Origin of the sequence: Pseudarthrobacter defluvii (assembly GCF_030816725.1) — a bacterium.
GTDB classification, from domain to species: domain Bacteria; phylum Actinomycetota; class Actinomycetes; order Actinomycetales; family Micrococcaceae; genus Arthrobacter; species Arthrobacter defluvii_A.
Genome location: NZ_JAUSYG010000001.1, coordinates 3730813 through 3755579, shown reverse-complemented (window position 1 = coordinate 3755579; position 24767 = coordinate 3730813). Strand labels below are relative to the sequence as shown.

Sequence of the window (24767 nt, the reverse complement as noted above, 5' to 3'; positions counted from 1 at the left end):
ACGGGGCGGAACAGGGGAGGCCGGGCGGTGCCGGCCAGGAGGTTAGGCCCGACGGCGGCGCACGCCGAGCGGGGCCAGGTGAAGGTTTTGGCGGTGTCAGGGGCGCTTAGTGCCCGGCGACGCCCAGGGTTTCCAGGAGCGAGCTGCGCATGAGGGCGAGTTCGGCAGAGGCGCGTTCGCGCGGCCGGCTGCCCGGCACTTCCACGGTCCTGACGATGGTTGCGCCCTGCCCGGCGGGATCCGGGCCGAGGACGATGATGCGGTCAGCGAGCTGCAGGGCTTCGTCGACATCATGCGTGACCAGCAGGACGGTGGTGGGCTCTGCCCGGTGGATGTCCAGGAGCAGGTCCTGCATCTTGATCCGGGTGAGGGCATCCAAGGCGCCGAAGGGCTCATCGAGCAGCAGGACCCCGGGGTTCCGGGCCAGTGCCCTGGCCAGGGAGGTGCGCTGCGCCATGCCGCCGGAGACCTCGCGCGGGCGGTGCTTGGCGAATTTCTCGAGTCCCACCAGTTCCAGCAGGCGGGCGACCTTTGCCTTGCCCTCCCTGGCGCTGCATCCGGTGGGAAGACCGATGGCCACGTTGGCCTGCAGGGTGTGCCAGGGCAGCAGCCGGGGTTCCTGGAACGCGAAGGCGCAGCGGGGATCGATGCCGTGCACCTGGGTGTCCTCGATGACCACAGAGCCGGCGCTTGGGTAGTCCAGGCCGGCTGCGGCGCGCAGGAGCGTGGACTTTCCACAACCGGAGGGGCCAAGAATGGCCAGCACCTCACCGGCTGCCACCTCAAAGGTCACATCGTGCAGGACGGTATGGGCGGTGGTGCCGGTTCCGAACGTGCGGCGCAGGTTCCTGAAGGATACGGGGAGGGCAGGCGCGTGGGCGGGCTCCACCCCGGCAGGCCTGGGCGACAAAACTGCGGTCATAGGATCACTCCATCGGTCCTGGCAGTAGCACCCTACGGAGGCAGCCTTCGCCGGAATGGTCAGTTCCGGTACCCACGGCTGCAATCCTTGCTATCACCGGGGCCGTTGGGAAGCGCCCGGCGACCAGGGTTGCTGCGGCGTCATCGATCCAGGTCTCTCAGCCGCTCGGGATGGTCAAACACCACTACACAGCAATGAATCCTCGAGAGCAAACTCTCGCGTCAGCCGCGTAATATTCGTTCACAAGATATGGCATGGCCGATGATCGTTCTTTTATTCGAAAACACCAGCCCCTTGCAGCGGAGCGTAGGCTGATCCTATGGCCCACGTGAACGATCCTGCAGTCATCGAACGCCTCATGCGAACCAAGGGACGCTGGGCCATCGTCGGCCTTACCACGAATGAGTGGCGCGCGGCCTACGACGTATCGCTGTTTATCCGCGACCGGCTGGGCATGGAAATCATTCCCGTCAACCTGCCCGGCGACCCGGTCCACGGCGAAACCGGGTACCGCACCCTCGGCGACATTCCTGCCGAAAAGCGCCCCATCGACGTCGTGGACTGCTTTGTGAACTCGCAGAAGGTGGGCAGCGTGGTGGACCAGTCCATAGCCATGGGCGCGAAGGCGGTGTGGTTGCAGCTGGGCGTCATTGATGAGGCGGCGGCTGAACGGGCAAAGGCCGCAGGACTGGACGTGGTGATGAACGCCTGCCCCGCCCAGCTCGCGTGGAAGTACCAGCTTTAGCTCGTCGTCAACTCCGGCGCTTTAGCAGATCCGGATAGTGCTGCTCGGTGACGTCCGGATGAGCGCGCATGCGTCCCTTGAGCATGTTCAGCCCGAACGAGGCAAGGAGCGGATTGGCGGGATCGTCAGTGATGCCCCGGGCAGCGGCCTTCAGGTCAGGAGCCAGAGGGACCGGTTCGATGACTGCGTCCAGCCGAGGTGACCAGAAGAACGGCACGGAATACCGGTCAACGCCGGGCGGCGGCGCCTGCACACGGTGGATGGTTGCCGCAAGGTACCCTTCGGTGGCCACTTCCAGCATTTCGCCAAGGTTTACTACCAGAGCTCCGGGAAGGGGTTCCACGGGCAGCCACTGGCTGGTGCCCGGCGGCAGGACTTCGAGGCCGCCCACCTCATCCTGCAGCAGGAGGGTCACGAAGCCGTAGTCCGCATGCGAGCCCACGCCCTGGTCGCCGGCGGCCTCCACTACGCCGCCCACGTAATGCACCAGCTTGCCCATCCACGCCGGTGAATCGCGGAAGGGATCGTCGAAATAGTCCTCGGGCAGCTGCAGCGAAACCGCAATGGCACGCAGCAACTCCATTCCCACTTCTGACATCAGGTCCGCCCATTCCATGGCGGCAGGCCGAAGTTCCGGAAATGCCCCGTCCGGCCACAGGTTGGGTCCCTGCAGCAGCCAGTAGGGCTGATCATCCGGATAATCCTTGACCGGCTCACGCTCGGGCGAGTAGTCGATCTGTTCACGAGCGTCAGCCCGGCCCTGGGTCACCTCGGTTCCCATGCGCGTGTAGCCGCGGAAATGCGGCGACAGGCGGTTGTCCAGCTTCATCCGCTCCTCCAGCGGCAGGCTGAAGAAGCGCCGGACAAGGTCCAGGAGTTCTTCGGCCTGGCCGGGCCGGCCGCCGTATCCCGTGATCTGGAAGAACCCGACGTCATGGGTGGCGTGCCGCAGCTCCTCGATGAAATCAGGGCGGAAAGACCCGTAAGGCTGCCGGGCGGAACTCAGATCCAGAACAGGTATGGCTCCCCGGTCGAGTGACATCCTCGCAGACTAGCACCGTGCGGGCCGGCTTTATAGGCTTCCGTTATGGACCCAAACGCGCTGCGGACGATCTGCCTTTCGTTTCCGGGAGCCTACGAGGATTTTCCGTTTGGACCGGAAACCTCGGTCTTCAAGGTTCGCGCCGCGGTTGCCGGCGGCACCCGCCATGAGGCAAAGCTGTTTGCCCTGTCATCGATGGACGAGCACGACTTTTACGTGAACCTGAAGTGTGAGCCGGCGCTCGCGGTGCAGTTGCGCGCCGTCCACCCGGCGATCACCGGAGCATGGCACATGAACAAGACCCACTGGAATGGTGTGCGCCTTGACGGCTCGCTGCCGGACGGGATGGTCCGGGACATGGTGGAGGACTCGTACGACCTGGTGGTGGCAGGCTTGAGCCGGAAGCAGCAGGAACAACTGGGGTGGGCACGCCTCGAAAGGGCAGGCGGCAATGACTGACAAGGAACAGGCCCCGGGGAAGTTCGCCTACCCGGGGGTGGGAAGCACGGAGCAAGGCACCGCTCCCGAAGGGTATGGCCACGTCCTCGAGGAAGCCCGCCTGGGTACTGGGCTGGACGTCTACCGGCGGGTGGCGGACGGCATCCTGGGCTGGGAACTGCAGCGGCGGGCAGGGCTTAGCGTGAAGGCTGATTCGCCAAGGGCGGTACCCGGGGCACACGTGGTGAGTGGATTCGGCGTCGGGCCCTTCCGCTTGCCCGCACCCTGCCAGGTGGTGTGGGTTCACGAGCCAGCCGCTGGCGGCGTCCCCCAATCCGCCGGGTTTGGCTACGGGACACTGCCGGGCCACCCTGCCCGCGGGGAGGAATCCTTCGAAGTGGAGATCAACAGCCGGGGGGAGGTGTGGCTGCGGATCCGGGCCTTCAGCAGACCCGCCAACTGGTTCTACGCTGCCGGAGGCCTGGTCACCCGCGCGGCGCAGCGCTACGTTACTTCCCGGTACATTGAAGGGGCACGCAGTCTCGCCGCGGAAGGAAAATCCGAGTGATCTTTATCGTCGTCAAGTTCAAGGTCAAGCCTGAGTGGTCCGAGCGCTGGCCGGACCTCGTGGCAGATTTCACCGAAGCCACCCGGAAGGAACCGGGCAACCTGTGGTTCGACTGGTCCCGCAGCCTGGACGACCCCAGCGAATACGTTCTGGTGGAGGCCTTCAAGGACGACGCCGCCGGCGACCACGTCAACAGCGACCACTTCAAGAAGGCCATGGCGGACATGCCGCAGGCCCTCGCCGAAACGCCAAGGATCGTCAGCCGGCAGCTCGACGGCGACGGCTGGGACCTGATGGGCGAACTTACCATCGAGTAGGAAGGGTCCCCACCATGTGGATCGGCTGGAGCGAGTTCGACATCCTCCTTGGCGACGTGCACAGCCTCAAGGAGAAACGCTCCGTGGTCCGGCCGCTGCTGGCTGAACTCAAACGCCGTTTCGAGATCTCAGTTGCCGAGGTGGGGGATCACAGCCAGTACCGGCGGACGCAGCTTGGCGTTGGCCTGGTGGCAGCCGACCGGTCCCACCTCGTGGAGGTGCTCGCCGCCGTCGAACGCTTCGTTGCGGGCCGCCCGGAGATCGAGCTGCTCAGCGTCCGCCAGCGGGAGCTCCACAGCGAAGATTAAACCCATCGATTGCTGAGTAAACGCCCTTTTGGCGCTGGAAAGTCAAGCGGTCGTTGCAACGGTCAGGCTGCTGCGGCGAGGAGGAGTTCGTTGAATTTCTGCTTGGGTGTTGCGAGACCGAGGGTGGGGCGTGGCCGGTTGTTCAGGCTGTCCTGAACCCTTTTGAGGTCCTTGGCTGTGTGGACGGACAGGTCGGTGCTTTTAGCGAACCAGTGCCGCAGGAGCCGGTTCGTGTTCTCGTTGGGTTCCTCGCTGCCAGGGTGAGTGCGGGTCGCAGAAGTAGATGTCCGTGTCGATCGCAATCTGGATTTGGGCGTAGCGGGCCATCTCGACACCGCGGTCATAGGTAAGGGTTTTGCGCAGGTCCGCAGGCAGTTCGGCGAACGCGGTGATCATGGCCTTCGCGACCTCGTCTGCGCTGTGACCATCGGGCAGGTGAAGCAGCATGGTGTACCGGGTGGAGCGTTCAACGCAGGTCCCGATCGCCGAGTTACTGGCGACCGAACCGAGGATCAAATCGCATTCCCAGTGGCCCGGTACGGCCCGGTCGGCGGCTTCGGCCGGGCGTTCGGAGATCTTCAGCGCGTCCTTGAACGGGCTGTTGCTCCGGCCCCGGCCGCGCCCCTCGGTGACCCGCTTGGCCCGGCCGGTACTCAACTGACGGTAAAGGTCCTGCCGGACATGGCCGCGGCCCTGCACGTAAATGGCCTGATAGATCGTCTCGTGGCTGATCTGCATCCTCTTATCGTCCGGGAAAGCACCGGCCAGGACCAGCGAGCACAACTGCGGGGACCAGCCCTCGTCCATGGCGGACTCCACGAACCGGGCCAGCGGCTTATGGGCGAGTTTGTATTCCCTAGGCCGGCGGGCGTTCTGCCCGGCCTTTAGCTGTGCGACGTCGGATTGGTAGGTACCGTCCTCGCAGCAGTTCCGCTTGGCCTCGCGCCAGATCACCGACCGGTCCCGGCCCAGTTCCCTGCCAATCGCCGCGTAGGACCAGCCATCTCGCAGGCGCACCATGATCACCGCCCGTTCGGACAGACTCAACCTGCCTGAACCAGGAACGCCATCCGGAAACGGCGCCCCTGCCGGCCCTCCACGACTACCTCTGGACATCTCCACAGGGCCCATCTTCCGGACCCAATGCAGCACCGTTGATGACCACAGGCCCGACACGCGGCACGCCTCACTGATCGACATTCCCTGCCGCAGCAAGGCAAAAAACCCGTCCCTAACCTCATCCCCAAACACCTGCCCCGCCGGCATCGCAACACCCCTTCACGGTTTCGTTGCAATGACCATATGAATCTGCCCGCCTCAAAAGGGCGTTTACGGAGCAGTCGATGGAAGGTGTGGAAAACTTCTGCGGACATGCGGCTCCTTCTGCTCTGATGTAGCAATGAAGACTGCACGTCCGCTTCCTGAAGTACTTGAGGGCAGGCCCTTCACTGCGGCTGAGGCGGCAAGGGCGGGGGTCTCAGCCAAGCGCTTGAGGCATCGTTCCCTCAGCAGGCTTGGTAAGGGCATCAGAGCAGACGGCCCGACGGCGGAGGTTCCCTTAGCCGCGCGGGTCCGGCCCTTCATCGAAGTCAACGAGCTTTGTGCTGCTTCGCACGTTACGGCTGCGGAGCTTCATGCACTGCCGCAGCGGCGCCGGGACGACGCCTTCGACGCTTACCACCTCATCCGTCCCGAGGGCGCAGCCCACCTGGACAGGCCCCACGTCATCGTGCACCGCATGAAGCTGTACGAGGACGAAGTCGCAATGATGGGCGGGATTCCGGTGACAACGCCGGAGCGGACGTGGCTCGACATGGCCGAGCTGCTGTCCATCGATGAAATCGTGGCCATGGGGGATGCCTGCGTTCGCGTTCCGCGCCTCGAATTCGAGGGCCGAAGCATGCCGCTGTGCAGCATGTGGGATTTGCAGCGGACGATTGACAGGCACCGGGGAAAGCGGGGACTGCGGAAGGCGAAGGAGGCCCTGGAACTCATCCGCGTCGGATCGGATTCGGCCCAGGAAACCATGCTCCGGCTGGCTATCGTCCGCGCGGGCCTGCCCGAACCCGAGCTGAACGTCCCGATCATCACTGAGGACGGCGTCAGGCATCATGAGCCGGAACTGTCTTACCGCAAATACAAGATCGGAATTGAGTACGAGGGCGAGCACCACGGCGAGGACAGCCAGATCGCCAGGGACATCACACGCTCCGAACGGTACGCCGCCTTAGGGTGGACGGAGGTCAGGATCTCCAAACGCCACATGGTCAACGATGCGAAGCCGGCCGCGGCCAAAGTCCTTGTTGCTTTGGCCCAGGCCGGCTGGCGGAGAGGTTCTTAAAACGATTGCTCCGCAACCGCCGTTTTGAGGGTTCAAAAGGGCAGTTACGGAGCAGTCGATGGGTGGGTCCCGGCGGGGAGGATCAGCCGAAGTACTTCGGCAGGGTCCCTTCGTGGGCTTCGCGGAGGGCGTCCAGGGACAGGGCCTCCACGCCGTTGATTTCCAGTTTGCCGCTGGCTGCATCCACCACGCCGATGCGGGTGTGGGCGAAGCCGCGGGCGGTGCACATGTCAGTGAAGCGGACTTCCTCGGAGCGCGGGACGCCCACGATGGCGCGGCCCTGGGACTCGGAGAAGAGCGCCGTGAACAGGTCCACGCCGTCCCGGTCCATGATGTCCTGCAGCGCGATCCGGGCACCCACGCCGTAGCGCAGCGAGGACTCCACGAGGGCAGCGGCGAGGCCCCCGCCTTCGGAGAGGTCGTGCGCGGCGTCGATCATGCCGTCGCGGGACGCGTTGATCAGGATCTCACCTAGGCCGCGTTCTGCCTCGAGGTCCACCTTGGGCGGCTGCCCGCCCAAGTGGCCGCGCATGTTGGCCCACTCCGAGCCGTCCAGCTCGGCACCCGTGGTGCCCAGCATGTAAATGGCCTGCCCGTCCTCGCGCCAGCCCGACGGCGTGCGGCGGGCGACGTCGTCGAGCTTGCCCAGGACCGCCACCACGGGGGAGGGGTGGATGGGCGTGGTGCCCGTCTGGTTGTACAGCGAGACGTTGCCGCCGGTGACCGGGATGCCCAGCACCATGCACGCGTCGGACAGGCCGCGGATGGCCTCGGCAAGCTGCCACATGACGTCCGGGTCCTCGGGGGAGCCGAAGTTCAGGCAGTCGCTGACGGCCATGGGGATGGCGCCTGCGGTGGCAACGTTGCGGTAGGCCTCGGCCAGCGCCAGCTGCGCGCCGTGGTACGGGTCCAGGTAGGTGTAGCGGCCGTTGGCGTCCGTTGCCAGGGCAACGCCCAGGCCGGATTCCTCGTCGACGCGGACCACGCCGGCGTCGTCGGGGAACGCCATGGAGGTGTTGCCCCCGACGTAGCGGTCGTACTGGTTGGTGATCCAGGCCTTGGAGCACATGTTCGGGGATGCCACCAGTTCGGTGACGGCCGCCGCGAGCTTAGAAGGAGCGGCCGGGCGGCCTGCGTCCTGGACCGAGCCGGTGAAGGTGTCAGCCTGGACGGCGTCCTGCCACTCGGGGCGGGCGTACGGGCGGTCGTAGACCGGACCGTCGTGCGCCACGGTGCGGGGATCGACGTCGACAATCACGTCGCCTTCCCACGTGATGATCAGGCGGCCGGTGTCGGTCACCTCGCCCAGCCAGGAGTACTCCACGGCCCACTTGTCCATGACGGCTTCGAACGCTTCCACGTTCTCCGGCGTGACCACGGCCATCATGCGTTCCTGGGACTCGGACATCAGGATCTCGCCCGGGGTCAGCGTGGGGTCGCGCAGCAGGACGGAGGTCAGCTCAACCTGCATGCCGCCGTCGCCGTTGGAGGCCAGTTCCGAGGTGGCGCAGGAGATGCCTGCAGCGCCGAGGTCCTGGATGCCTTCCACCAGGGAGCCCTTGAACAGCTCCAGGCAGCACTCGATGAGCACTTTTTCGGCGAAGGGGTCGCCCACCTGCACGGCGGGGCGTTTGGACGGTTTGGTGTCGTCAAAGGATTCGGAGGCCAGCACGGAGGCGCCGCCGATGCCGTCGCCGCCGGTGCGCGCACCGAACAGGACCACCTTGTTGCCCTTGCCGGAGGCGTTGGCCAGGCGGATGTCCTCGTGGCGCATGACGCCCACGGCCAGGGCGTTGACCAGCGGGTTGCCCTGGTAGACGGAGTCGAACACCATCTCGCCGCCGATGTTGGGCAGGCCCAGGGAGTTGCCGTAGCCGCCGATGCCCGCCACGGCGCCATGCATGACGCGGGCGGTGTCCGGGTGGTCGATGGCGCCGAAGCGCAGCGGGTCCATGACGGCGACCGGGCGGGCGCCCATGGAGATGATGTCGCGGACAATGCCGCCGATGCCGGTGGCCGCGCCCTGATAGGGCTCAACGAACGACGGCGAATTGTGCGATTCGATCTTGAAGGTCACGGCCCAGCCGTCCCCCAGATTGGTCACACCGGCGTTCTCGCCGATGCCCACCAGCATGTCCTTCTTCATTTCCTCGGTGACCTTCTGGCCGAACTGGCGCAGGTGGTTCTTGGAGGACTTGTAGGAGCAGTGCTCGCTCCACATGACGGAGTACATGGCCAGTTCGGCGCCGGTGGGGCGGCGGCCCAGGACCTTGACGATCTCGTCGAACTCGTTCTGCTTCAGCCCCAGCTCGGCCCAGGGCAGTTCGGTGTCCGGCGTCTTGGCGGCGTTCTCGACGGTGTCGATGTTGAACTTCTTGGTGGTTTCGGTGGTCACTTGTCGCCTCCCACAATCTTGTTCAGTACGGAGGTGAAGAATCCCAGGCCGTCGGTGTCGGAACCGCCGATGCCGTCCAGTGACTCGGGGCCGAAGCCCGGCTCCACGGCGTGCTCCGGGTGCGGCATGAGGCCCACCACGTTGCCGGCAGCGTTGGAGATGCCGGCGATGTCGCGGCGGGAACCGTTCGGGTTGAAGCCCACGTAGCGGAACACCACGCGGCCCTCGGCCTCAAGGGCGTCGAGGGTTTTCTCGTCCGCGATGTACTGGCCGTCCTGGTTCTTCAGCGGGATGGTGATTTCCTGCCCCGCCTGGTAGTCCAGCGTCCACGCGGTGTTGGTGTTCTCAACGCGCAGCACCTGGTCCCGGCAGAGGAATTTCAGGTGGTCGTTCTTGATCATCGAACCGGGCAGCAGGTGCGACTCGGTGAGGATCTGGAAGCCGTTGCAGATGCCGAGCACGGGCAGCTTGGCGTCAGAATTCGCAGCGTCGATGATTTTGGACATCAGCGGTGCGAAGCGGGCGATGGCGCCGGCACGGAGGTAGTCACCATAGGAGAAACCGCCGGGGATGATGACGGCGTCCACGTCACCGAGTTCGTTGTCGCCGTGCCAAAGTTCGACGGCGGTGGCACCGGCCAGGCGCACTGCGCGGGCAGCGTCCCGGTCGTCAAGGGTGCCGGGGAAAGTAACGACGCCGATCCGGGCGCCGGCGAGGCGAGGCTCAGCCGCGACGGCGATGGCCTCGCCGATCAGGGGAAGTTCAGTCATCTCAGGCCTCGACGACCTCGACGTTGACGACGTCCTCAATGACGGGGTTGGACAGGAGGGTTTCGGCCGCGTCACGGGCCTGGGCCAGGATCTCCTCGGTCACCTCGCCGTCGACCGTCAGTTCGAAGCGCTTGCCCTGGCGGACAGAGCTGAAGCTGGTGAAGCCCAGCCGGGGGAGAGCGCCAACGATTGCCTTCCCCTGCGGGTCCAGAATCTCGGGCTTGGGCATGACGTCAACAACGATCCGGGGCATCCGGTAACTCCTGTGCGTGAGCTTGGGTAAGGGCGCAGCGGAGTGGTGCCGTCTCACGCCGTACCGGGATGTTGGGGACAGGTGGTCACCTGCCGATTGGTTCACCATGAGGTCGGGCGCTCCGCGAGCTTGCCCTCCCATTCTACCGGCCCCGGCGCGTCCCCCTGCATTCGGGCCATTGGCGGCAGCGGTGCCTGCGGAAATGTCTGGGGGGCTCCGCTGCCGGGAAGTGGTATGGAGTTGCCGGCAGGCCTTCACTAGGATTGCGGAATGGCTGAGAATTCAAAGTCCGTGCTGTTGCCGATGGTTGCGGCGGCGGTCTTCGCCGGCCTGGGCCGGATGGTGTTCCAAAAGGTGAAGGCAGACCGGCTGGCCCGTGAAACGCGGGTGGCCGGGCCCCTCGATGAAAAAACCCGGCAATGGATCAGTGATGTGGTGCGCACGCCGCGCGGGTAAAGCGGCGCGCCAACCTCCCACTCGTTTGGGCGTCCTTCGGGGCGCCCTTTTTCGTGCCCGCACTGCTTCAGGTGGGGCGGATATGACAAGCGAAAAATTCCCAAATGTGCCCTATGTCATAACGGGCTCTCAGTCTGTACTCTGTGAACAGTCTGGTCTCAGCAAATTACAAAACCTGTAATTTCCTCTGCAGTTCCAGTCGCTCGGGCGCCCACCAAGATTGGGCGGCACATCGTGAAAGGGTTGCACGTGAAATCAACTGGAAAGAGCCCCATGCGGGCTGGGGGACTCCGGAAGGCGGCCGCGCTGGCCGTCGGGTTGCCCCTTATCCTCAGCTCGCTGGCGGCGGGTCCCGCTTTGGCGGCACCTGACGGCCAGGGAGTGGGGAATGCTTCCTCCACCGCAAAGGACAGTCAGTTCAAGGACGGCCGGTACATCGTGGTACTCGCCGGGCCGGCTGCCGCCGCGTACGAAGGGGGCGCTGCCGGGCTGGGCGCAACCAAGCCCCAGCAGGGCAGGAAGCTCGACGCCGGAAGTCCCAACTTCAAGGCCTACGACGCCCACCTGCGCAACCAGCAGCGTGACGTTGCAGCTGCCCAGGGGGTGACGCCCAAAAAGCAGTACACCGCAGCACTTAACGGGTTTACCGCGGAACTGTCAGCGGCACAGGCGGCCGCGTTGTCCAAGGACAGCCGGGTCCTGGCAGTGGCGCCCGACGTCGAAAACAAGCCTGACTACACCACCACCGATTTCCTCAAGCTCACGGGGCCTGAAGGCGCCTGGGCCAAGCAGTTCGGCGGAGAAGCCAACGCCGGGAAGGGTGTGGTGGTGGGCGTCATCGACTCCGGCTACGCACCGGACAATCCTTTCCTCCAGGGTGAACCGCTGAAGCCGCTGCAAGGCAGCCCGCAGGTTGGTGTCCCCTACGGGACCAGTGACGGCAAGATCGCCATGCTGAAAGCTGACGGCACCACGTTCGAGGGTGAATGCCAAAAAGGCGAGGGGACCGGGGCTGCCTTTGACGGCTCCCTCTGTAACTCAAAGGTCATTGGCGCCCGTTACTTCGCCGATGCCTTCCTTCAGTACGTGGCACCGGGAAGCCGGGCACCGGAAGAGCAGATCTCCCCGGTGGACGTCGGCAGCCACGGCACCCACACCGCCACCACCGCGGCGGGCAACGCCAACATTGAGCAGGTGATCGGCGGAGCCAGCTTCGGCAAGAGCTCGGGTGTTGCCCCCGCCGCCAAAGTCTCCGTCTACAAGATCTGCTGGGAGGACACCAACCCGGACACGGGCGGCTGCTACTCGTCAGCTTCCGTGGAGGCCGTTGACGCAGCCATTAAAGACGGCGTAGATGTTTTGAACTACTCCATTTCGGGCAACAACAACAGCACCACGGACCCGGTCGCGCTGGCCTTCCTGAACGCTGCCGCCGCGGGCATCTTTGTGTCGGCCTCTGCCGGAAACTCCGGTCCCACGGCTTCCACCGTGAACCACGCTTCTCCGTGGCTGACCACCGTTGCTGCCTCCACCTTTCCAAGTGACCTGCTGGGAACGGTCAAGGTCTCTGATGGATCGCTGTACCGCGGCGCGTCCATCATGAAGTCCGAAGTGGCAAACAAGCCCGTCATCGTTGCTGCCGCGGCCGCCGCCGCGGGCGCCGTGAACCCCAACCTGTGCGGCCCCGGAACCCTTGATGCCACCAAGGTGGCCGGCAAGGTGGTGCTCTGCGACCGCGGTGTGGTGGACCGGACCGCCAAGAGCCAGGAAGTCCTGGACAAGGGCGGCGTGGGCATGATCCTGGTGAACCTGACCAGCAGCTCCGAGGACGCCGACAACCACGTCATCCCCACTGTCCACGTCAACGCCCCCAAGAGCCTGGAACTGAAGTCCAAGCTGGAAGCCAACCCGGCGCTGACGGTCAGCCTGGTCAAGGGCGACCTGACCGGCCTTCCCCCCGCCCCGGCGCCCCAGATTGCAGGCTTCTCATCCCGAGGACCCACCCTTGCCTCCGGCGGCGACCTGCTGAAGCCGGACATTTCGGCCCCGGGCGTCAACGTCCTGGCCGGCGTTTCCACCATCGGCAACCACGGCGACCAGTTCGGTTTCATGTCCGGTACCTCCATGGCCGCCCCGCATATTGCCGGTTTCGGCGCCCTGGTGCTGGGCAAGCAGCCCAAGTGGACCCCCGCCATGGTGAAATCGGCCATGATGACCACCGCCTACCCGCTGGTCAACGCTGACGGTTCGCCCAACACTGATCCCTTCCAGGGCGGCGCCGGGCACATTGATTCCACCCGTGTCGTCGATCCCGGTCTGGTGTTCGACTCCGGTATGAATGACTGGCTCGGCTTCCTGAACGGCCAGGGCGTGGCCACCGGCGCTCCGCAGGCAGGCAGTATTGCTGCCCGCGACCTGAACGTGCCCTCCATCGCCCTGGGCAGTTTGGTGGGCGAGGTCCAGGTGAAGCGCAAGCTGACCGCACTGGTTCCGGGCTTGTACCGGCCCGAGGTGAACATGCCGGGCTTCAACGTCAATGTTGAACCCAAGGCCCTGAACTTCGCCAAGGCCGGCCAGACCCGCGAAGTGACCGTAACCATTCGGAACGTCAGTGCACCGGTGGGCAAATTCAGCACCGGCAGCCTCACCTGGAAGGGCCCGCGGACGGTGACGTCACCTATCGCAGTCCGCCCGGTGGACGCCCAGATTGCGCCGTCGTTCTCGTTCAGTTCGCCCACCGGCACCGGCAGCGGGACGATGAACCTCGTGTCGGGCTCCGACAGCCCCATCGCCGTCGGTGTGGAGGGCCTGGCGCCGCTGAGCCAGACCGCGATCACCAAAACCCCCGGCGAGTACGCGCCAACGAATGACGCGCACAACGCCCTGCTTCAGGTGAAAGTGCCCGCGGGCGCCGCGTTTGCCCGGATGGGCGTCCAGGCGCAGTCGAACGACGTCGACTGGGACATGGTGGTCTACGCACCCAACGGTTCGGGCGGGCTGACGGCCACGCAGGTGGCCACGGCATCTGCCAGTGAGTTCCTGGACATCGAGTCGCCGCGGGCCGGAACCTACTACGTGGTGGCCAACCTGTACGCCACACCGGACAAGGGAGCGGCCACCGCGTCCGTCCAGGCCGTTACGTTCGCAGGGGACGCGGGCAACCTTACGGTGAACCCGAACCCCATCGTGGCGCCGAATGGAACAGCCACCTCGGCGACGCTGAACTGGACGGGGCTCGCTGAGGGGTCCTACCTCTCGCGGCTGAGCCTTGGCAGCAACGGCATCAAGACCTGGGTGAACGTCCAGGTGGGAGCTGGCTCTGCACCTGCCCCTGCCGGCGCTCCCCAGATTGGCCTGGCTCAGGCGGTGCCCGCCACCTGAGCAGGCAGGAACAAGGAAGGTCCCGGGTGGTCGTCAGGCCGCCCGGGACCTTTTTCGTTCTTCAGCCTTTCCGTCCTGCGCCCCGAAGGCTAGGTGGCCGTGCCGCCCAACAAGGGGGCCATGGCCTTCCAGCGTGCGATTTCGCAGCCGTCGGTGCGGCTGAATGTTGAGTGCACGGTGCGCCCACGGAACGTGCCTGTGACAGTGGCAACCTGCGGGCCGCCATACTGCTGGGTGCACAGCTTGGGCGGTCCCGGCTTGGGGAAGAAGATGTTCTCGCCGTACCGCTCCACGGCAGCCAGGGCTGCCCCGGGATCCGGCAAAGTGGTCCCGTCATCCGGACGGCCCGCCGTGGCGAGCAGGCGGAATACGTGTTCGGGAGCTTCCGGGTCCTCACGGATGCTGATGGTCAGGTCGATCACCGTGATGCGCCTGCCATGGCGCCAAGCTCGGCCGCTAGCCTTTGCCTCAGGATTCCCGCTTCCGCTGCAAAGGCACGCTGGTGCTCAACGTAGGCAGCCTTACCGTGGGGCGTCTCGATGGGAATGGCGGGGTAGCCCCAGTCGGCCAGGTCGTAGGGCGACGCCTGCATGTCCATGGCCCTGATCCGCCACGACAGTTCAAAGCAGTCCATGACCAGTTCGCTGGACAGCGCGGGCAGCAGTTTGTAGGCCCACTTGTAAAGGTCCATGTTGGCGTGCAGGCAGCCGGGCTGTTCCATGTGGCGCTGGGTTTCCCGGCTGGGGGAATGCTCGTTGAGGGGTATGGCGTCCGGGGTGTAGAACCGGAAGGCGTCGAAGTGGGTGCAGCGGATCCTGTTGTCCTCCACCACCTTGTCCGTGCCGGCCGCACCGAGCCGGAGCTGCAGGTACTCATGGCGGAGGTCGAACTTTTCCTGCCGGTAGACCATGGCCCACTCGTGCAGCCCAAAGCAGCCGAACTGCGCGGGCCTGGCGGCGGTGCCGCGAAGGATGATGTCGGCGAAGGTCACTGCTTCCTGGCGGTCTGCCAGGAAGGCGCCCCGATCGAAGGTGACCGCGGTGCTTCCCGCAGCCAATCCCAGGGAGGCAAGTTCGACGTCGTCGAGCGCCCGGTAATGCTTCCACCCCATGCGGGCCGATGCCTGGCCGCCGGTGAGGACTGCGCCGGCACCCGGGTGCCAGCGCTTCAGCTGGCCGGGCTTCTGGGTGTAATAGGTGAAGAGGAAGTCCTCCACGGGGTGTTTCTTCCCGGCTGACCTGCGGGCCAGGTACGGATCGGCATAACGGCTGACGCGCTGCAGGTGGGCTTCCTCCCGGTCCCGCGCAACGTCCGCCGCCAGCAGGTTAAGAGGCTCCACCGGCCGCGCCCAATACGTCCTTCGCGGCGTTCCACGCGCTGATTTCGCATCCATTGGTACGGGCAAAGGATGACTCCACGGCAACACCGTCCACCATTCCCGTGATGGTGGCTTTCTGGGGACCGCCGTACTGCTGCGTGCAGGGCTGCGAGCTTCCCGGTGTCGCCGGAGCCGCTATCCCAGGGTTTGCCTTCAGGGCGGCACAGGCCGCGGCAGCATTGGGATGGCTGCTTTCCGCCGCCGGTGTCCCTGAGGTGCAGACCAGGGTGTAGTCCACTTCCGGTGCGCCCTGGGACGGCACCACCGTGATTGCGAGTTCAGCGTTGCCCTGCCCCGGGCCGGCGCTTGGGCGCGAGGTGGCCGGTGCCGGCGCCGCTGCGGAGGTCTCAGTGTCAGGGGAGGGGGTGGCAGAAGCTGCAGGGGAACCCGCCGATGAGGTGGCGGAGCCGCCCGGGCCGGTGGAGGGCGCTGCGGATCCGGACGTGCCGCCGTTAGGGGTACCACTGCAACCGGAAATCAACCCGGCAGTCACGGCCAGGAAGACTGCGAGTGTCCGAAAATTGCGCATCAGTCCACCTCTCGTTCGTCCAGTAATTCTAGTCGCTTGGCCAAGTCCGGCAGGTTTCTGTTTGGCCGCAATCACTCACTGTGAGGTGGCAGCAATCAGCCCCATCATGGAGGCGTGCAGTTCAGCGACCTGTTCGCGGGTCAGCCCCAGCCGCTCCATCATGGTTCCCGGTACCCGCAGTGCCTGTTGCCGCAGGGCAGCCCCTTTAGGAGTCAGGTCGACGGCGAGGGCGCGTTCATTGCCGTCCGCTCGACGCCGGGTGATCAGTTCCGCAGCCTCCAGCCGGCGCAGGAGTGGGGAAATGGTGGCTGGTTCCTGCGCAAGTGACTCACTAATGTTCCGCACTGTCCGTGGGCTGCTTTCCCACAGGCAGAGCATTACCAGGTACTGCGGATGGGTGAGGTTGAGCTTCTCGAGCACGGGCTTGTAGGCGCCCACCACGCTGCGCGAGGCCACTGTGAGCGCAAAGCAGAGTTGGTGTTCCAGGAGCAGGTCTTCCTCCTGGTTTGCTGGTGCCGCTGCGTCTGTCTTTGCTTCCGTTGCCGCTGTGGCGGTCATGGCTCCTCCAACTGTTAGTGCACTAATCATTAGTGTACATTTAATGGAGGTGAAGGTAAGTGGAAGGATCTTCTTGATGGGCAGGGACAAGTCCGCAGACAAGGGCAACGCCTCCCAGCGCTTCATGCGCGCCACAGGGAAGCTGAGGGCAATCTTTGGGCCCGCCAGCCGTACCGCCCTGGGGCACGACATGACCGAGGAGAACCGCAGGCTGCTTGCCCAGCGCCAGGCGGAGACGCAGCAGTGGGAAACCATCACCAGGCCGGACGGCAGCACCTACGTGGTTCCAAGGAACCCCGAAGACCGTTCACTGCGCTAGCGATTCAACCCTTCGCGCACCAGCGCCTTTTTCGCTGCCCGGGCATAAAATAAGGGCACTGGCTCCTGCCGGAGCCGGCAGCACTTTCGCCCGAGGTTCGGGAAGGGGGTGGAAACAGTGGCACATGTCCTCAACGGTTTCATGAGCCTGACTGAGAGGCTTCGCTTCGTCTTCGGTCCTGCCACCCGGCTGGATGCCGATGCGCCGGTGGTGCACAAACACGATGAATTCGAACAGGCCTCCGAAGAGGAACTCACGCATTTCGTGGTGGAAACCGATTCAACCGGGCACCACTACGCCGTACGCCGCGAAGACCTGGAAGGCTGATCCTTTTCCGGGCGCTCACTTACCAACAGAAGCTTGGCACCAAAAAGCCGGGCTGCCCTTCCCGCTGGAAAATCCAGGGAAAGGCAGCCCGGCTTTTTGCTGATGCCGCTCAGCGGCCGGTGCCGCCGTAAACCTTGGCTTCGCTTTCGGTATCGAGGCCGAACGCATTGTGGATCACGCGCACAGCCTCATCCAGCAGGTCCGCGTGGGTCACCACGGAGATGCGGATTTCGGACGTGGAGATCATGTTGATGTTGATGCCGGCATCGGACAACGCCTTGAAGAACGTGGCGGAGACGCCCGGGTGGGACCGCATGCCTGCACCGATCAGGGACAGCTTGCCGATCTGCTCATTGTATTCAATGGCTTCGAAGCCGATCTGGTCCTGGGCTGCGTGAAGCGCGGCCAGGGCGTCGGCGCCTTCAACGATGGGCAGGGTAAAGGAGATGTCGGTCTTGCCCGTGCCGTGCGTGGACACGTTCTGGACGATCATGTCGATGTTCGAGTGAGCGTCGGCGATGACCTGGAAGATCGCGGCGGCCTTGCCGGGGATGTCGGGGACGCCGACCACGGTGACCTTCGCTTCAGAACGGTCGTGCGCAACGCCGGAGATGATTGGCTGCTCCAAGGCAACTCCCTCTTGAGTGGTGATCTTGTCGTCGGCGCTGGGGATGACCCAGGTGCCTTCATGCTTGCTGAACGAGGAACGGACGTGCAGCGGCACGCCGAACCGGCGGGCGTACTCGACGCAGCGCAGGTGCAGGATCTTTGCACCCGAGGCAGCGAGTTCCAGCATCTCTTCGCTGGAGATGGTGTCGATCTTCTGGGCTGACGGCACAACGCGCGGGTCGGCCGTGTAGATGCCGTCCACGTCGGTGTAGATCTCGCAGACATCAGCCTCAAGGGCGGCCGCCAGCGCCACCGCGGTGGTGTCGGAGCCGCCCCGGCCCAGGGTGGTGATCTCCTGGGTGACACGGCTCATGCCCTGGAAGCCGGCCACAATGGCGATGTTGCCCTTGTCCAGGGCGGTGCGGATGCGGTGCGGGTCGACGTCGATGATCCGGGCCTTGCCGTGGATGCCGTCGGTGATCATGCCCGCCTGCGACCCCGTGAAGGACTGGGCGGAGGCGCCAAGCTTGTTGATGGCCATGGCCAGCAGCGCCATGGAGATGCGCTCGCCGGCCGAAAGGAGCATGTCCATCTCGCGGGCGGGCGCGGAGTCGGTGACCTCCGCGGCGAGGTCGAGGAGTTCGTCCGTCGTGTCGCCCATTGCCGAGACGACCACCACCACTTCGTTGCCCGCCTGCTGGGCAGCCACCACACGCGCGGCCACCCGCTTGATTCCGGCAGCGTCCGCAACTGAGGAACCCCCGAACTTCTGCACGATGAGCTGCTTGGTCACCGCGCCGGCGGCGGGGGCCGCCTGCGGCTGTGTTGCGTTATGCACTTCGGTGGTGGGCGTACTCATGCGCGTACCTTCATTGGGTCAATTGGAGTTCTGGAGGCCAGGCGGCCGGGCACCGTGGACGGCGCGGTTTTCCTCCGACAGTTTATCGCCGTGCCCGGAGGGACGTTTAATTGTGACCACATACCGGCCGCGGCGCATCCCGCTGCATGGCAGGCACGGCACCGGAAGGTCACGTTGCGGATGATGTACGACGGCGGGAGGCCGCCAGGGTGCGTCAGCCCAGGGCGTTGCGGCGGCCCTCGAAGGCCCTGCCCAGAGTGACCTCGTCGGCGTATTCCAGGTCCCCGCCCACGGGAAGGCCGGAGGCAAGGCGGGTGACGGCGATGCCGATCGTCTTCAACATGCGGGCCAGATACGTGGCCGTTGCCTCACCCTCCAGGTTGGGGTCGGTGGCGATAATGACTTCCTGGATCTCGCCGTCGTTCAGGCGGGTGAGCAGCTCCCGGATGCGCAGCTGCTCCGGTCCCACGCCGGCGATGGGATTAATGGCGCCGCCCAGCACGTGGTACCGGCCGCGGAACGACCTGGTGCGCTCCACTGCCAGCACGTCCTTGGACTCCTCCACCACGCAGATGACGGCGGGATCACGGCGCGGGTCGCGGCAGATGTTGCACAGCTCCTGCTCCGTGACGTTGCCGCAGACGGTGCAGAACTTGACCCGTTCCTTAACCGTGGTGATGGCCTCCACCAGCCGCTTCATGTCCTGGGGATCAGCTTCAAGGATGTGGAACGCCAGCCGCTGTGCGGACTTTGGTCCCACCCCCGGAAGGCGTCCGAGCTCGTCAATCAGCTCCTGGACAGCACCTTCGTACACGTTTCCCTCTTCAGCTTGGTTTGGATATCGGGTGGTTCAGTCACGGGTCACGGCCGGGCCGGCGGCATTGACACCGTCAATAGCGCGGCATGACCGGGTTGCCGTCCGGGGACCGCTCCTCGATCAGCTTGCCACCCAGGATGCGCTCCACCGCGGCGCGGCCGAACACGCCCGATTCCTCGATGGTTTCATCATCCGCGCTGGGGATGTCCTGGACGTAGGTGCTGGGAGCAGCGGCGGCCCTGGCTGGTGCCTTGGCGCGGCCGGCCTCAGCTTCGGGGCTGCTTGAAAGCCGCTGGTACAGGCTTTGCCGTGTTTCCGTTTTCCCGGCCGCTGGAGCAGCTGCAACCGGTTGGGCTCGGGCGGGTGCACCTGCAGCAGGTGCTGGGGTAGCCGGTGAAATCGTGGCGGGCGCAGCGGAGGCCATGGCGAACTCAGGGACCGGGGCGGGCTCGGGTTGCGACGCCTGGTAGCTTTCCGCCGCGGACGCCCCCTGGCCGTTGCCGGAACCTGCAGGACCCCAGCCGTTTGCTGCCGCAGCACCGGCTGTGGCCGGCGGGGCCACGGGGATGGAGGGCGGTACCTGGGCTGTTGCCGGAGCATAGTGCGGAACGTTGGCCTGTGATCCGATGTTGTCGTTCCCGGAAGGCGGGACAGGCTTGGCCCCTACGTTGCTCTTGTCTCCCACAACCCAGACACCGGGGGCCTGTTCGACGGCCCGCGTCCATGGGTCATGGGCGCCGCCCAGGGGCTGCGCGGCGGACTGGGCTGCCTCTGGGGCTGCGTTATCCGTGCTCCGAGCAACGGCTGTGCTTCCGTGGGTCTGCCGTGCCGCCTGCCCATTGCCGCCCGCGGGCTGCCGGCCGCCGGATGCAGGGGAGGGCGGGGTGGTGCGGTTACCGGGACGTCCAGAGGGCTCCCAGTCCATGGGAGGCTCCTCATCCAGCGGGGGAGCGTCCTCGTCCCGGGGTGGGCCCCAGTCGTCATCGGAGTAGGAATAGTCGCCGCCCGCTGAATTTGGCGACTGCTGGGAGTCAGGGCCGGAGGGATTGGCGGGCGTACCCGTTCCGCTGGCGGCGACCTGGACTGCTTCCACGCGCTGGTGGCCCTGGTCGTCTACACCGGGCGCCGGGCGCACTTCACTGGACGCGACAGTGGCCGGCGGGGCCGCTGGTGAGGCCATTGCCATGCCTGCGGCAACAGCAGTGCTGCCGGAACCGCTGCCGGTCGCGGAGCTGCCCTCAGCAGTGACGATGTCGTGACTACCACCCAAGGGGGCTGCCGGTGCTGCGGTCCTGGGCGCGGCCCCCGGAGCCTGTGACGGACGGGGTGCGGCCTGTTGCGCGGCCTGCGGTTGGGCAGCCGCGGCGGCTGGAGCCTGTGCCGGTGAGGCCGAAGCTGGTTGGCCAGGTGTTGGCTGGATCGGTGCTGGCTGGGCAGGTGTTGACTGGGTCGGTGCTGATTGGCCAGGTGCTGAATGGGCAGGCGCGGCGGCAGGAGCCAGCCCCCACGCAACGTCAGCTGAAGTGGGCGGAACCACCGGGCTGGCGGGCACTTTTGGGTTTGGCTCAGAGCTCGCTTGGCTGGTCCCGCCGGCAACGGCGTTGATCTGGCAATCTATGCCGACGGTCTTGTGAATGGCTTGGCGCAGGTTGTCCGAGTGGTCCGCCCTGCCGAAGGCGCCCGCAAGTCCCGACGTAGCGAAGGACAGCGTGAGGACCGTGCCATCAAAGGCACTTACCTGCGCATTGGGCTCGACAAGGGCCCACGTGCTGCGCTTGATTTTGGACAGCGCCTGCAGGACATCCGGCCAGGCCCTCCGAAGGACCTCCACGTCACCCATGGCGGGGGGAGCAACAGGTGCTGTCCTGGCCGGTGCACCCTCACCCTGCTGCCGCGCGGGTGCCTGATTGCCGGGCGTCTGGTGGGCGGGCGTCTGGTGGGCGGGCGTCTGGTTGGCCGGCGCCTGGTTGCCGGGCGCTTGCACGCCGGTTGGCGGTTGGGAGGCAGCCGCCTGCGCGCTTGGGACTTGGGTGACTGGGGCGTGCGGCCCTTCCTGGGCTTGGGGCACGGCCGGCTGACCGGCGGCCTGTCCGGGTGCATGCCGGTGTTCCTGCGATTCGGGTGCTGCGCCGGTGTTTGGCGCTGCGCCGGCCGGCGAGGCTGCCCGGTTGGGACCTGATGCTTCGGGGCTCTGCGGTGTACGGATCCGTCCCGGTTCCTCGACAGGCCAATCGCTGGTGCTGACCCTTGGCGGTGTAAGTGGGCTCCGGGCCCCTTCGCCATCGGAAGAGGCTGGGCGCGCCCCAGCGGGCGAGGCAGGGGCAGCGGGTACCGACTGTGCAGCGGCCTCAGTGGCAGGCTCCTGCGCAGGGCGGGACTGCTCCCGCACAGCCCTGGCCTGCTCCTGCGCAGGGCTCGCTTGCTCCTGGGCACGCACTTGCTCCTGGGCGCGGCGGGGTCCAGGTGACGACTCACCAGGAGCGATGCCTGGAACTCCTGCAGGCGCTGCCGCCGGCACTGCCTCGGCTGGCGGCGCTGAGGCGGGGGTCCCGACGTCGTTCCCCGCGTAGTTCAGCCGCCGCTCCACACGCTCGATGCGCGCAGCCATGCCGCGCTCGTTCTGTTCCGAGCTGGGCAACAGGATCCGGGCGCACAGCAGTTCCAGGTGCAGCCGCGGCGACGTGGCACCGGTCATTTCGGTCAGCGCGGTGTTGGTGACATCCGCGGCGCGGGAAAGCTCGGCGGCGCCCAGGTTGTGCGCCTGGTTCTGCAGCCGGGCGATTTGGTCCGCCGGCATCCCGCGGAGGATGGCGTGGGCGCTTTCGGGCATGGCCTGGACAATGATCAGGTCGCGGAAGCGTTCCAGCAGGTCCTCCACGAACCGGCGGGGATCGTGGCCGGTCTGGATGACCCGGTCAACGGCTCGGAAGACTGTGGCGGAGTCGGAAGCGGCGATGGCTTCCACGACGTCGTCCAGCAGTGAGGCGTGGGTGTAGCCCAGCAGCGCGACGGCGAGCTCGTAGTCGAGGCCGTTGGGTCCGGCGCCGGCCATGAGTTGGTCCAGGACGGAGAGCGAGTCACGGACGGAACCACCGCCGGCCCGGATGACCAGGGACAGCACGCCCGGGGCAACGGGAACATTTTCCTGGCGGCACAGCAGCTCGAGGTAGGCCATCAGCGGCTCAGGCGGAACCAGCCGGAACGGGTAGTGGTGGGTCCGGGAGCGGATGGTGCCGATGACCTTGTCCGGCTCCGTGGTGGCGAAGATGAACTTGATGTGTTCCGGTGGCTCTTCCACGATCTTCAGCAGGGCGTTGAATCCTGCTGAGGTGACCATGTGCGCTTCGTCGATGATGAAGATCTTGTAGCGGTCCCGCACGGGGGCGAAGGTTGCCCGCTCGCGGAGATCCCGGGCGTCATCCACACCGCCGTGGCTGGCCGCGTCAATCTCGATGACGTCAAGGGAGCCCGAGCCGCCCCGGGCCAGCTCAACACAGCTGGGGCACACGCCGCAGGGGGTGTCAGTGGGGCCCTCGGCGCAGTTCAGGCAGCGGGCCAGGATGCGGGCGGAGGTGGTCTTTCCGCAGCCCCTGGGGCCGGAAAAAAGATAGGCGTGATTGACGCGGTTCTTCCGCAATGCCGTCATCAGCGGCTCGGTGACGTGCTCCTGCCCGATAACGTCAGCGAACGAGTCGGGACGGTATCTGCGGTACAGGGCGGTAGTAACTGTCACAGAGAAAACCCTACCAATCCGGGCTGACATCATGCCGCCCTGTGGGGGAATAGTAAAGACCCCCCATGCACCCGCCAGAGCCCGTCTACCCTTGCTACCTTCCGGTCCTGGGGGAGTTCAACAGGATGACGCCACATGAGGGGCCGTCAGATACTTTACCCGAAACATGCTGCCCGACTCGAATCGGCCCCCAGGCCCGTGGCGGGCCTACCCGGAAGGCGGGCAAGTACGCCGAAGTCGGAGGCCCCACCGCGGATTCCATTGCTTATCCCCGCCCCAGCCGCGATCATGGGCAATGTACACCGATTGGGGCAATCTCAAGGTTGTGAGCTGCCCGGCCTGGCGGAACAGGGCGGACCCGACAGCTCAACGGCGCACCGGGGAATGGGCGCGTTGGGGGCGTCCATTTCCTGATCAAGGGCACCAGCAGAAGCCGCCCCGAACCTGCTCCGGACGGCCCAATTGGGCGATGCGGAAAAGTTCAGGTAATCTAGTACCTGCTTTTGATTCAGAAGCAGATGGAGAATTCGCCTAGCGGCCTATGGCGCACGCCTGGAACGCGTGTTGGGTTAACGCCCTCGGGGGTTCAAATCCCCCATTCTCCGCCGGTCAAGAACCCGGTCCCGGTAACCCCGGGGCCGGGTTCTTGCTTTTCCGCCGTCGCCGGCACCGTTGGTGCACCGCTGTTCAGGCCAGGTTCGCGGACGGCTCCCCGAGCCGGTTCAGGCGCTGCCTCGCTGCTGTTTCACTCGGGCCCCTGCGCCGCCCAATGCCGCCCAGGGCGAGGTGCACGACGCCGAGCACCGCCTTCGTGGCCAGCCTCACGGGAAGGGGAAACGGGCCCAGCCGTGGTACGGAAAGGCCCAGCATCTCGCGGTACCGGGGCTCGAGGCTGTACACGGCGGCGGCAAACAGGACCCGGTAGCCGGGCTTCAGCAGGGGATGCAGCGGAGCGTTGCGGATGAACTCCACGGTTTCCTTCACCCGGCCGTCTGCCCTCAACTCACCCTGCCCGTACCACCGGTCCAACTGGCTGCGCATCTCCGCCTCCGTCGTCGGCGGATCTTCCACTCCCATCAGCCGACCCGCCTGGGCCCATTCCCGGACGTAGGCGTCCGGACCGCCAGGAACGGGGCCGCCCCAGATCTTGTGGGCTGTGAGGAAGCCGTCCGTGAAAGCAATATGGATCCAGCGAGCGAGTTCCGGATCATTGGCGCTGTAGGCGCGCGTCCCGCCGTCGTTGTCCAGGTAGCTGCCCTGGACGGGGCCATGGAGGTGGCGGACACGCCTTGTTGCCTCTTCCGCCGCGGCCGTGGATCCATACGTCACCGTGAAGATCCAGCGGATGGTGTTGGCCAGCCGGCGCAGGGGGTCCTCGCGGAAGTTGGAGTGGTCATGCACCCCTGCCAGGGCGCCAGGATGGAGCGCCTGCATGAGCAGTGTGCGGATTCCACCGACGATGGGCGTCATGGAGCCGTGCACTGCCCAGACCGCTGAACCGGGCAGATGGTAGCCGGCGTCGTCGCCGTCGGCCAGGCGCAGCGACCACTCCGGCGGAGCGTCAGCCTTGCCGGAAAAGGTCTTCTTGATTTCGTCCTGCCAGGAGCGAAGGACATTGCGCATGAACCATTGTCGCCCATTTCCGCCAGGACAGCAGGGCCACCGGCACGCGCACCGACCCGCACCCCCTAACGCCCGAATA

23 protein-coding genes, 1 tRNA gene, 1 other RNA gene and 1 pseudogene are annotated in these 24767 nt (G+C 65.9%); 11 read left to right on the top strand and 15 right to left on the bottom strand.

Annotated elements, in window-relative coordinates; translation table 11 throughout:
• Nucleotides 1-106 precede the first annotated feature (106 nt).
• The gene (locus tag QF031_RS17455) at nt 107-922 is read right to left on the bottom strand and encodes an ABC transporter ATP-binding protein (protein WP_307431039.1); all 816 of its coding nucleotides are present in this window, start codon (nt 920-922) and stop codon (nt 107-109) included.
• Nucleotides 923-1241: 319 nt separating this feature from the next.
• On the opposite strand from QF031_RS17455, the gene QF031_RS17450 reads away from it, so the two are divergent.
• Nucleotides 1242-1667: a CoA-binding protein gene (locus tag QF031_RS17450; protein WP_307431036.1), complete on the top strand. Its 426-nt coding sequence runs from the start codon at nt 1242-1244 to the stop codon at nt 1665-1667.
• A gap of 7 nt (nt 1668-1674) precedes the next feature.
• Here the strand turns inward: QF031_RS17450 and QF031_RS17445 are convergent, their stop codons facing one another.
• Entirely contained in the window at nt 1675-2709 is a 1035-nt protein-coding gene (locus tag QF031_RS17445; RefSeq protein ID WP_307431034.1) for an isopenicillin N synthase family dioxygenase, read from the bottom strand.
• A 45-nt stretch (nt 2710-2754) separates the two neighbouring features.
• On the opposite strand from QF031_RS17445, the gene QF031_RS17440 reads away from it, so the two are divergent.
• From QF031_RS17440 to QF031_RS17425, 4 genes are read left to right on the top strand one after another with little or no spacing between them, the layout of a single operon-like run.
• Entirely contained in the window at nt 2755-3168 is a 414-nt protein-coding gene (locus tag QF031_RS17440) for an MmcQ/YjbR family DNA-binding protein (RefSeq protein WP_307431031.1), read from the top strand.
• Nucleotides 3161-3715, top strand: coding sequence for a DUF1990 family protein (locus tag QF031_RS17435; RefSeq protein WP_307431027.1), 555 nt, complete (start codon nt 3161-3163; stop codon nt 3713-3715). The genes QF031_RS17440 and QF031_RS17435 overlap by 8 nt, the downstream gene beginning before the upstream one ends.
• Complete coding sequence (locus QF031_RS17430) at nt 3712-4032, top strand: putative quinol monooxygenase (protein WP_307431024.1); 321 nt, start codon at nt 3712-3714, stop codon at nt 4030-4032. Before QF031_RS17435 ends, QF031_RS17430 begins: the two co-directional genes overlap by 4 nt.
• A 14-nt stretch (nt 4033-4046) precedes the next feature.
• On the top strand, nt 4047-4340 hold the full coding sequence (locus QF031_RS17425) for a DUF503 domain-containing protein (RefSeq protein WP_307431019.1): 294 nt from the start codon (nt 4047-4049) through the stop codon (nt 4338-4340).
• Nucleotides 4341-4402: 62 nt separating this feature from the next.
• Here the strand turns inward: QF031_RS17425 and QF031_RS17420 are convergent.
• Nucleotides 4403-5606: pseudogene (locus tag QF031_RS17420) on the bottom strand (IS30 family transposase).
• 133 nt (nt 5607-5739) lie between these two features.
• Between QF031_RS17420 and QF031_RS17415 the strand changes: the two are divergent.
• Entirely contained in the window at nt 5740-6681 is a 942-nt protein-coding gene (locus QF031_RS17415) for a hypothetical protein (RefSeq protein WP_307431015.1), read from the top strand.
• Nucleotides 6682-6763: 82 nt separating this feature from the next.
• Here QF031_RS17415 and purL read toward each other — a convergent pair whose 3' ends face one another.
• The 3 genes from purL to purS are packed head-to-tail and all read right to left on the bottom strand — an operon-like array spanning nt 6764 to nt 10099.
• Nucleotides 6764-9076 carry a phosphoribosylformylglycinamidine synthase subunit PurL gene (purL, locus tag QF031_RS17410; protein ID WP_307431012.1) on the bottom strand — a complete coding sequence of 771 codons (2313 nt, stop codon included), beginning with the start codon at nt 9074-9076 and terminating at the stop codon, nt 6764-6766.
• Entirely contained in the window at nt 9073-9846 is a 774-nt protein-coding gene (gene purQ, locus QF031_RS17405; protein WP_307431008.1) for a phosphoribosylformylglycinamidine synthase subunit PurQ, read from the bottom strand. Before purQ ends, purL begins: the two co-directional genes overlap by 4 nt.
• A 1-nt stretch (nt 9847) precedes the next feature.
• Entirely contained in the window at nt 9848-10099 is a 252-nt protein-coding gene (purS, locus tag QF031_RS17400) for a phosphoribosylformylglycinamidine synthase subunit PurS (RefSeq protein ID WP_015935902.1), read from the bottom strand.
• Nucleotides 10100-10369: 270 nt separating this feature from the next.
• Here purS and QF031_RS17395 point away from each other — a divergent pair, with 270 nt between their 5' ends.
• Complete coding sequence (locus tag QF031_RS17395) at nt 10370-10555, top strand: hypothetical protein (protein ID WP_307431005.1); 186 nt, start codon at nt 10370-10372, stop codon at nt 10553-10555.
• A gap of 273 nt (nt 10556-10828) precedes the next feature.
• Nucleotides 10829-13936 carry a S8 family serine peptidase gene (locus tag QF031_RS17390; protein ID WP_307433461.1) on the top strand — a complete coding sequence of 1036 codons (3108 nt, stop codon included), beginning with the start codon at nt 10829-10831 and terminating at the stop codon, nt 13934-13936.
• 89 nt (nt 13937-14025) lie between these two features.
• On the opposite strand, the gene QF031_RS17385 is transcribed toward QF031_RS17390, so the two are convergent.
• From QF031_RS17385 to QF031_RS17370, 4 genes are all read right to left on the bottom strand, one after another.
• Nucleotides 14026-14358 carry a serine protease inhibitor gene (locus tag QF031_RS17385; protein WP_307431002.1) on the bottom strand — a complete coding sequence of 111 codons (333 nt, stop codon included), beginning with the start codon at nt 14356-14358 and terminating at the stop codon, nt 14026-14028.
• Complete coding sequence (locus QF031_RS17380; protein WP_307430998.1) at nt 14355-15329, bottom strand: 3-methyladenine DNA glycosylase; 975 nt, start codon at nt 15327-15329, stop codon at nt 14355-14357. The genes QF031_RS17385 and QF031_RS17380 overlap by 4 nt, the downstream gene beginning before the upstream one ends.
• Nucleotides 15262-15843 carry an SSI family serine proteinase inhibitor gene (locus QF031_RS17375; protein ID WP_307430996.1) on the bottom strand — a complete coding sequence of 194 codons (582 nt, stop codon included), beginning with the start codon at nt 15841-15843 and terminating at the stop codon, nt 15262-15264. The genes QF031_RS17380 and QF031_RS17375 overlap by 68 nt, the downstream gene beginning before the upstream one ends.
• Before the next feature lie 75 nt (nt 15844-15918).
• On the bottom strand, nt 15919-16401 hold the full coding sequence (locus tag QF031_RS17370) for a MarR family winged helix-turn-helix transcriptional regulator (RefSeq protein ID WP_307430993.1): 483 nt from the start codon (nt 16399-16401) through the stop codon (nt 15919-15921).
• 76 nt (nt 16402-16477) lie between these two features.
• On the opposite strand from QF031_RS17370, the gene QF031_RS17365 reads away from it, so the two are divergent.
• Together QF031_RS17365 and QF031_RS17360 are read left to right on the top strand one after the other, a co-directional pair.
• A complete protein-coding gene (locus QF031_RS17365; protein WP_286401559.1) occupies nt 16478-16720 on the top strand; it encodes a hypothetical protein in 243 nt (80 codons plus the stop codon).
• A gap of 117 nt (nt 16721-16837) precedes the next feature.
• On the top strand, nt 16838-17047 hold the full coding sequence (locus tag QF031_RS17360; protein WP_307433458.1) for a hypothetical protein: 210 nt from the start codon (nt 16838-16840) through the stop codon (nt 17045-17047).
• A 109-nt stretch (nt 17048-17156) separates the two neighbouring features.
• Here QF031_RS17360 and QF031_RS17355 read toward each other — a convergent pair whose 3' ends face one another.
• The 4 genes from QF031_RS17355 to ffs all read right to left on the bottom strand — a co-directional run bounded on the left by QF031_RS17355 (nt 17157) and on the right by ffs (nt 23213).
• Nucleotides 17157-18515, bottom strand: a complete 1359-nt coding sequence (locus QF031_RS17355; RefSeq protein ID WP_307430990.1) for an aspartate kinase — start codon at nt 18513-18515, stop codon at nt 17157-17159.
• A gap of 214 nt (nt 18516-18729) precedes the next feature.
• Nucleotides 18730-19329: a recombination mediator RecR gene (gene recR / locus QF031_RS17350; protein ID WP_141158226.1), complete on the bottom strand. Its 600-nt coding sequence runs from the start codon at nt 19327-19329 to the stop codon at nt 18730-18732.
• A 76-nt stretch (nt 19330-19405) separates the two neighbouring features.
• On the bottom strand, nt 19406-23095 hold the full coding sequence (locus QF031_RS17345; protein WP_370874527.1) for a DNA polymerase III subunit gamma and tau: 3690 nt from the start codon (nt 23093-23095) through the stop codon (nt 19406-19408).
• 21 nt (nt 23096-23116) lie between these two features.
• Nucleotides 23117-23213, bottom strand: an RNA gene (gene ffs / locus QF031_RS17340) — signal recognition particle sRNA small type.
• Between the two features lie 372 nt (nt 23214-23585).
• Between ffs and QF031_RS17335 the strand changes: the two genes are divergently transcribed.
• A tRNA-Ser gene (locus QF031_RS17335) sits at nt 23586-23670 on the top strand.
• An 82-nt stretch (nt 23671-23752) separates the two neighbouring features.
• On the opposite strand, the gene QF031_RS17330 is transcribed toward QF031_RS17335, so the two are convergent.
• Complete coding sequence (locus QF031_RS17330) at nt 23753-24688, bottom strand: oxygenase MpaB family protein (RefSeq protein ID WP_307430985.1); 936 nt, start codon at nt 24686-24688, stop codon at nt 23753-23755.
• Between the last annotated feature and the right edge of the window lie 79 nt (nt 24689-24767).

Excerpts from the sequence above, each read along its gene's own strand:
- QF031_RS17455 (WP_307431039.1), bottom strand. The coding sequence starts at position 922 with ATGACCGCAGTTTTGTCGCCCAGGCCTGCCGGGGTGGAGCCCGCCCAC.
- QF031_RS17450 (WP_307431036.1), top strand. The coding sequence starts at position 1,242 with ATGGCCCACGTGAACGATCCTGCAGTCATCGAACGCCTCATGCGAACC.
- QF031_RS17445 (WP_307431034.1), bottom strand. The coding sequence starts at position 2,709 with ATGTCACTCGACCGGGGAGCCATACCTGTTCTGGATCTGAGTTCCGCC.
- QF031_RS17440 (WP_307431031.1), top strand. The coding sequence starts at position 2,755 with ATGGACCCAAACGCGCTGCGGACGATCTGCCTTTCGTTTCCGGGAGCC.
- QF031_RS17435 (WP_307431027.1), top strand. The coding sequence starts at position 3,161 with ATGACTGACAAGGAACAGGCCCCGGGGAAGTTCGCCTACCCGGGGGTG.
- QF031_RS17425 (WP_307431019.1), top strand. The coding sequence starts at position 4,047 with ATGTGGATCGGCTGGAGCGAGTTCGACATCCTCCTTGGCGACGTGCAC.
- QF031_RS17415 (WP_307431015.1), top strand. The coding sequence starts at position 5,740 with ATGAAGACTGCACGTCCGCTTCCTGAAGTACTTGAGGGCAGGCCCTTC.
- purQ (WP_307431008.1), bottom strand. The coding sequence starts at position 9,846 with ATGACTGAACTTCCCCTGATCGGCGAGGCCATCGCCGTCGCGGCTGAG.
- purS (WP_015935902.1), bottom strand. The coding sequence starts at position 10,099 with ATGCCCCGGATCGTTGTTGACGTCATGCCCAAGCCCGAGATTCTGGAC.
- QF031_RS17395 (WP_307431005.1), top strand. The coding sequence starts at position 10,370 with ATGGCTGAGAATTCAAAGTCCGTGCTGTTGCCGATGGTTGCGGCGGCG.
- QF031_RS17390 (WP_307433461.1), top strand. The coding sequence starts at position 10,829 with ATGCGGGCTGGGGGACTCCGGAAGGCGGCCGCGCTGGCCGTCGGGTTG.
- QF031_RS17380 (WP_307430998.1), bottom strand. The coding sequence starts at position 15,329 with ATGGATGCGAAATCAGCGCGTGGAACGCCGCGAAGGACGTATTGGGCG.
- QF031_RS17375 (WP_307430996.1), bottom strand. The coding sequence starts at position 15,843 with ATGCGCAATTTTCGGACACTCGCAGTCTTCCTGGCCGTGACTGCCGGG.
- QF031_RS17370 (WP_307430993.1), bottom strand. The coding sequence starts at position 16,401 with ATGACCGCCACAGCGGCAACGGAAGCAAAGACAGACGCAGCGGCACCA.
- QF031_RS17365 (WP_286401559.1), top strand. The coding sequence starts at position 16,478 with ATGGGCAGGGACAAGTCCGCAGACAAGGGCAACGCCTCCCAGCGCTTC.
- QF031_RS17355 (WP_307430990.1), bottom strand. The coding sequence starts at position 18,515 with ATGAGTACGCCCACCACCGAAGTGCATAACGCAACACAGCCGCAGGCG.
- QF031_RS17345 (WP_370874527.1), bottom strand. The coding sequence starts at position 23,095 with ATGTCAGCCCGGATTGGTAGGGTTTTCTCTGTGACAGTTACTACCGCC.
- QF031_RS17330 (WP_307430985.1), bottom strand. The coding sequence starts at position 24,688 with ATGCGCAATGTCCTTCGCTCCTGGCAGGACGAAATCAAGAAGACCTTT.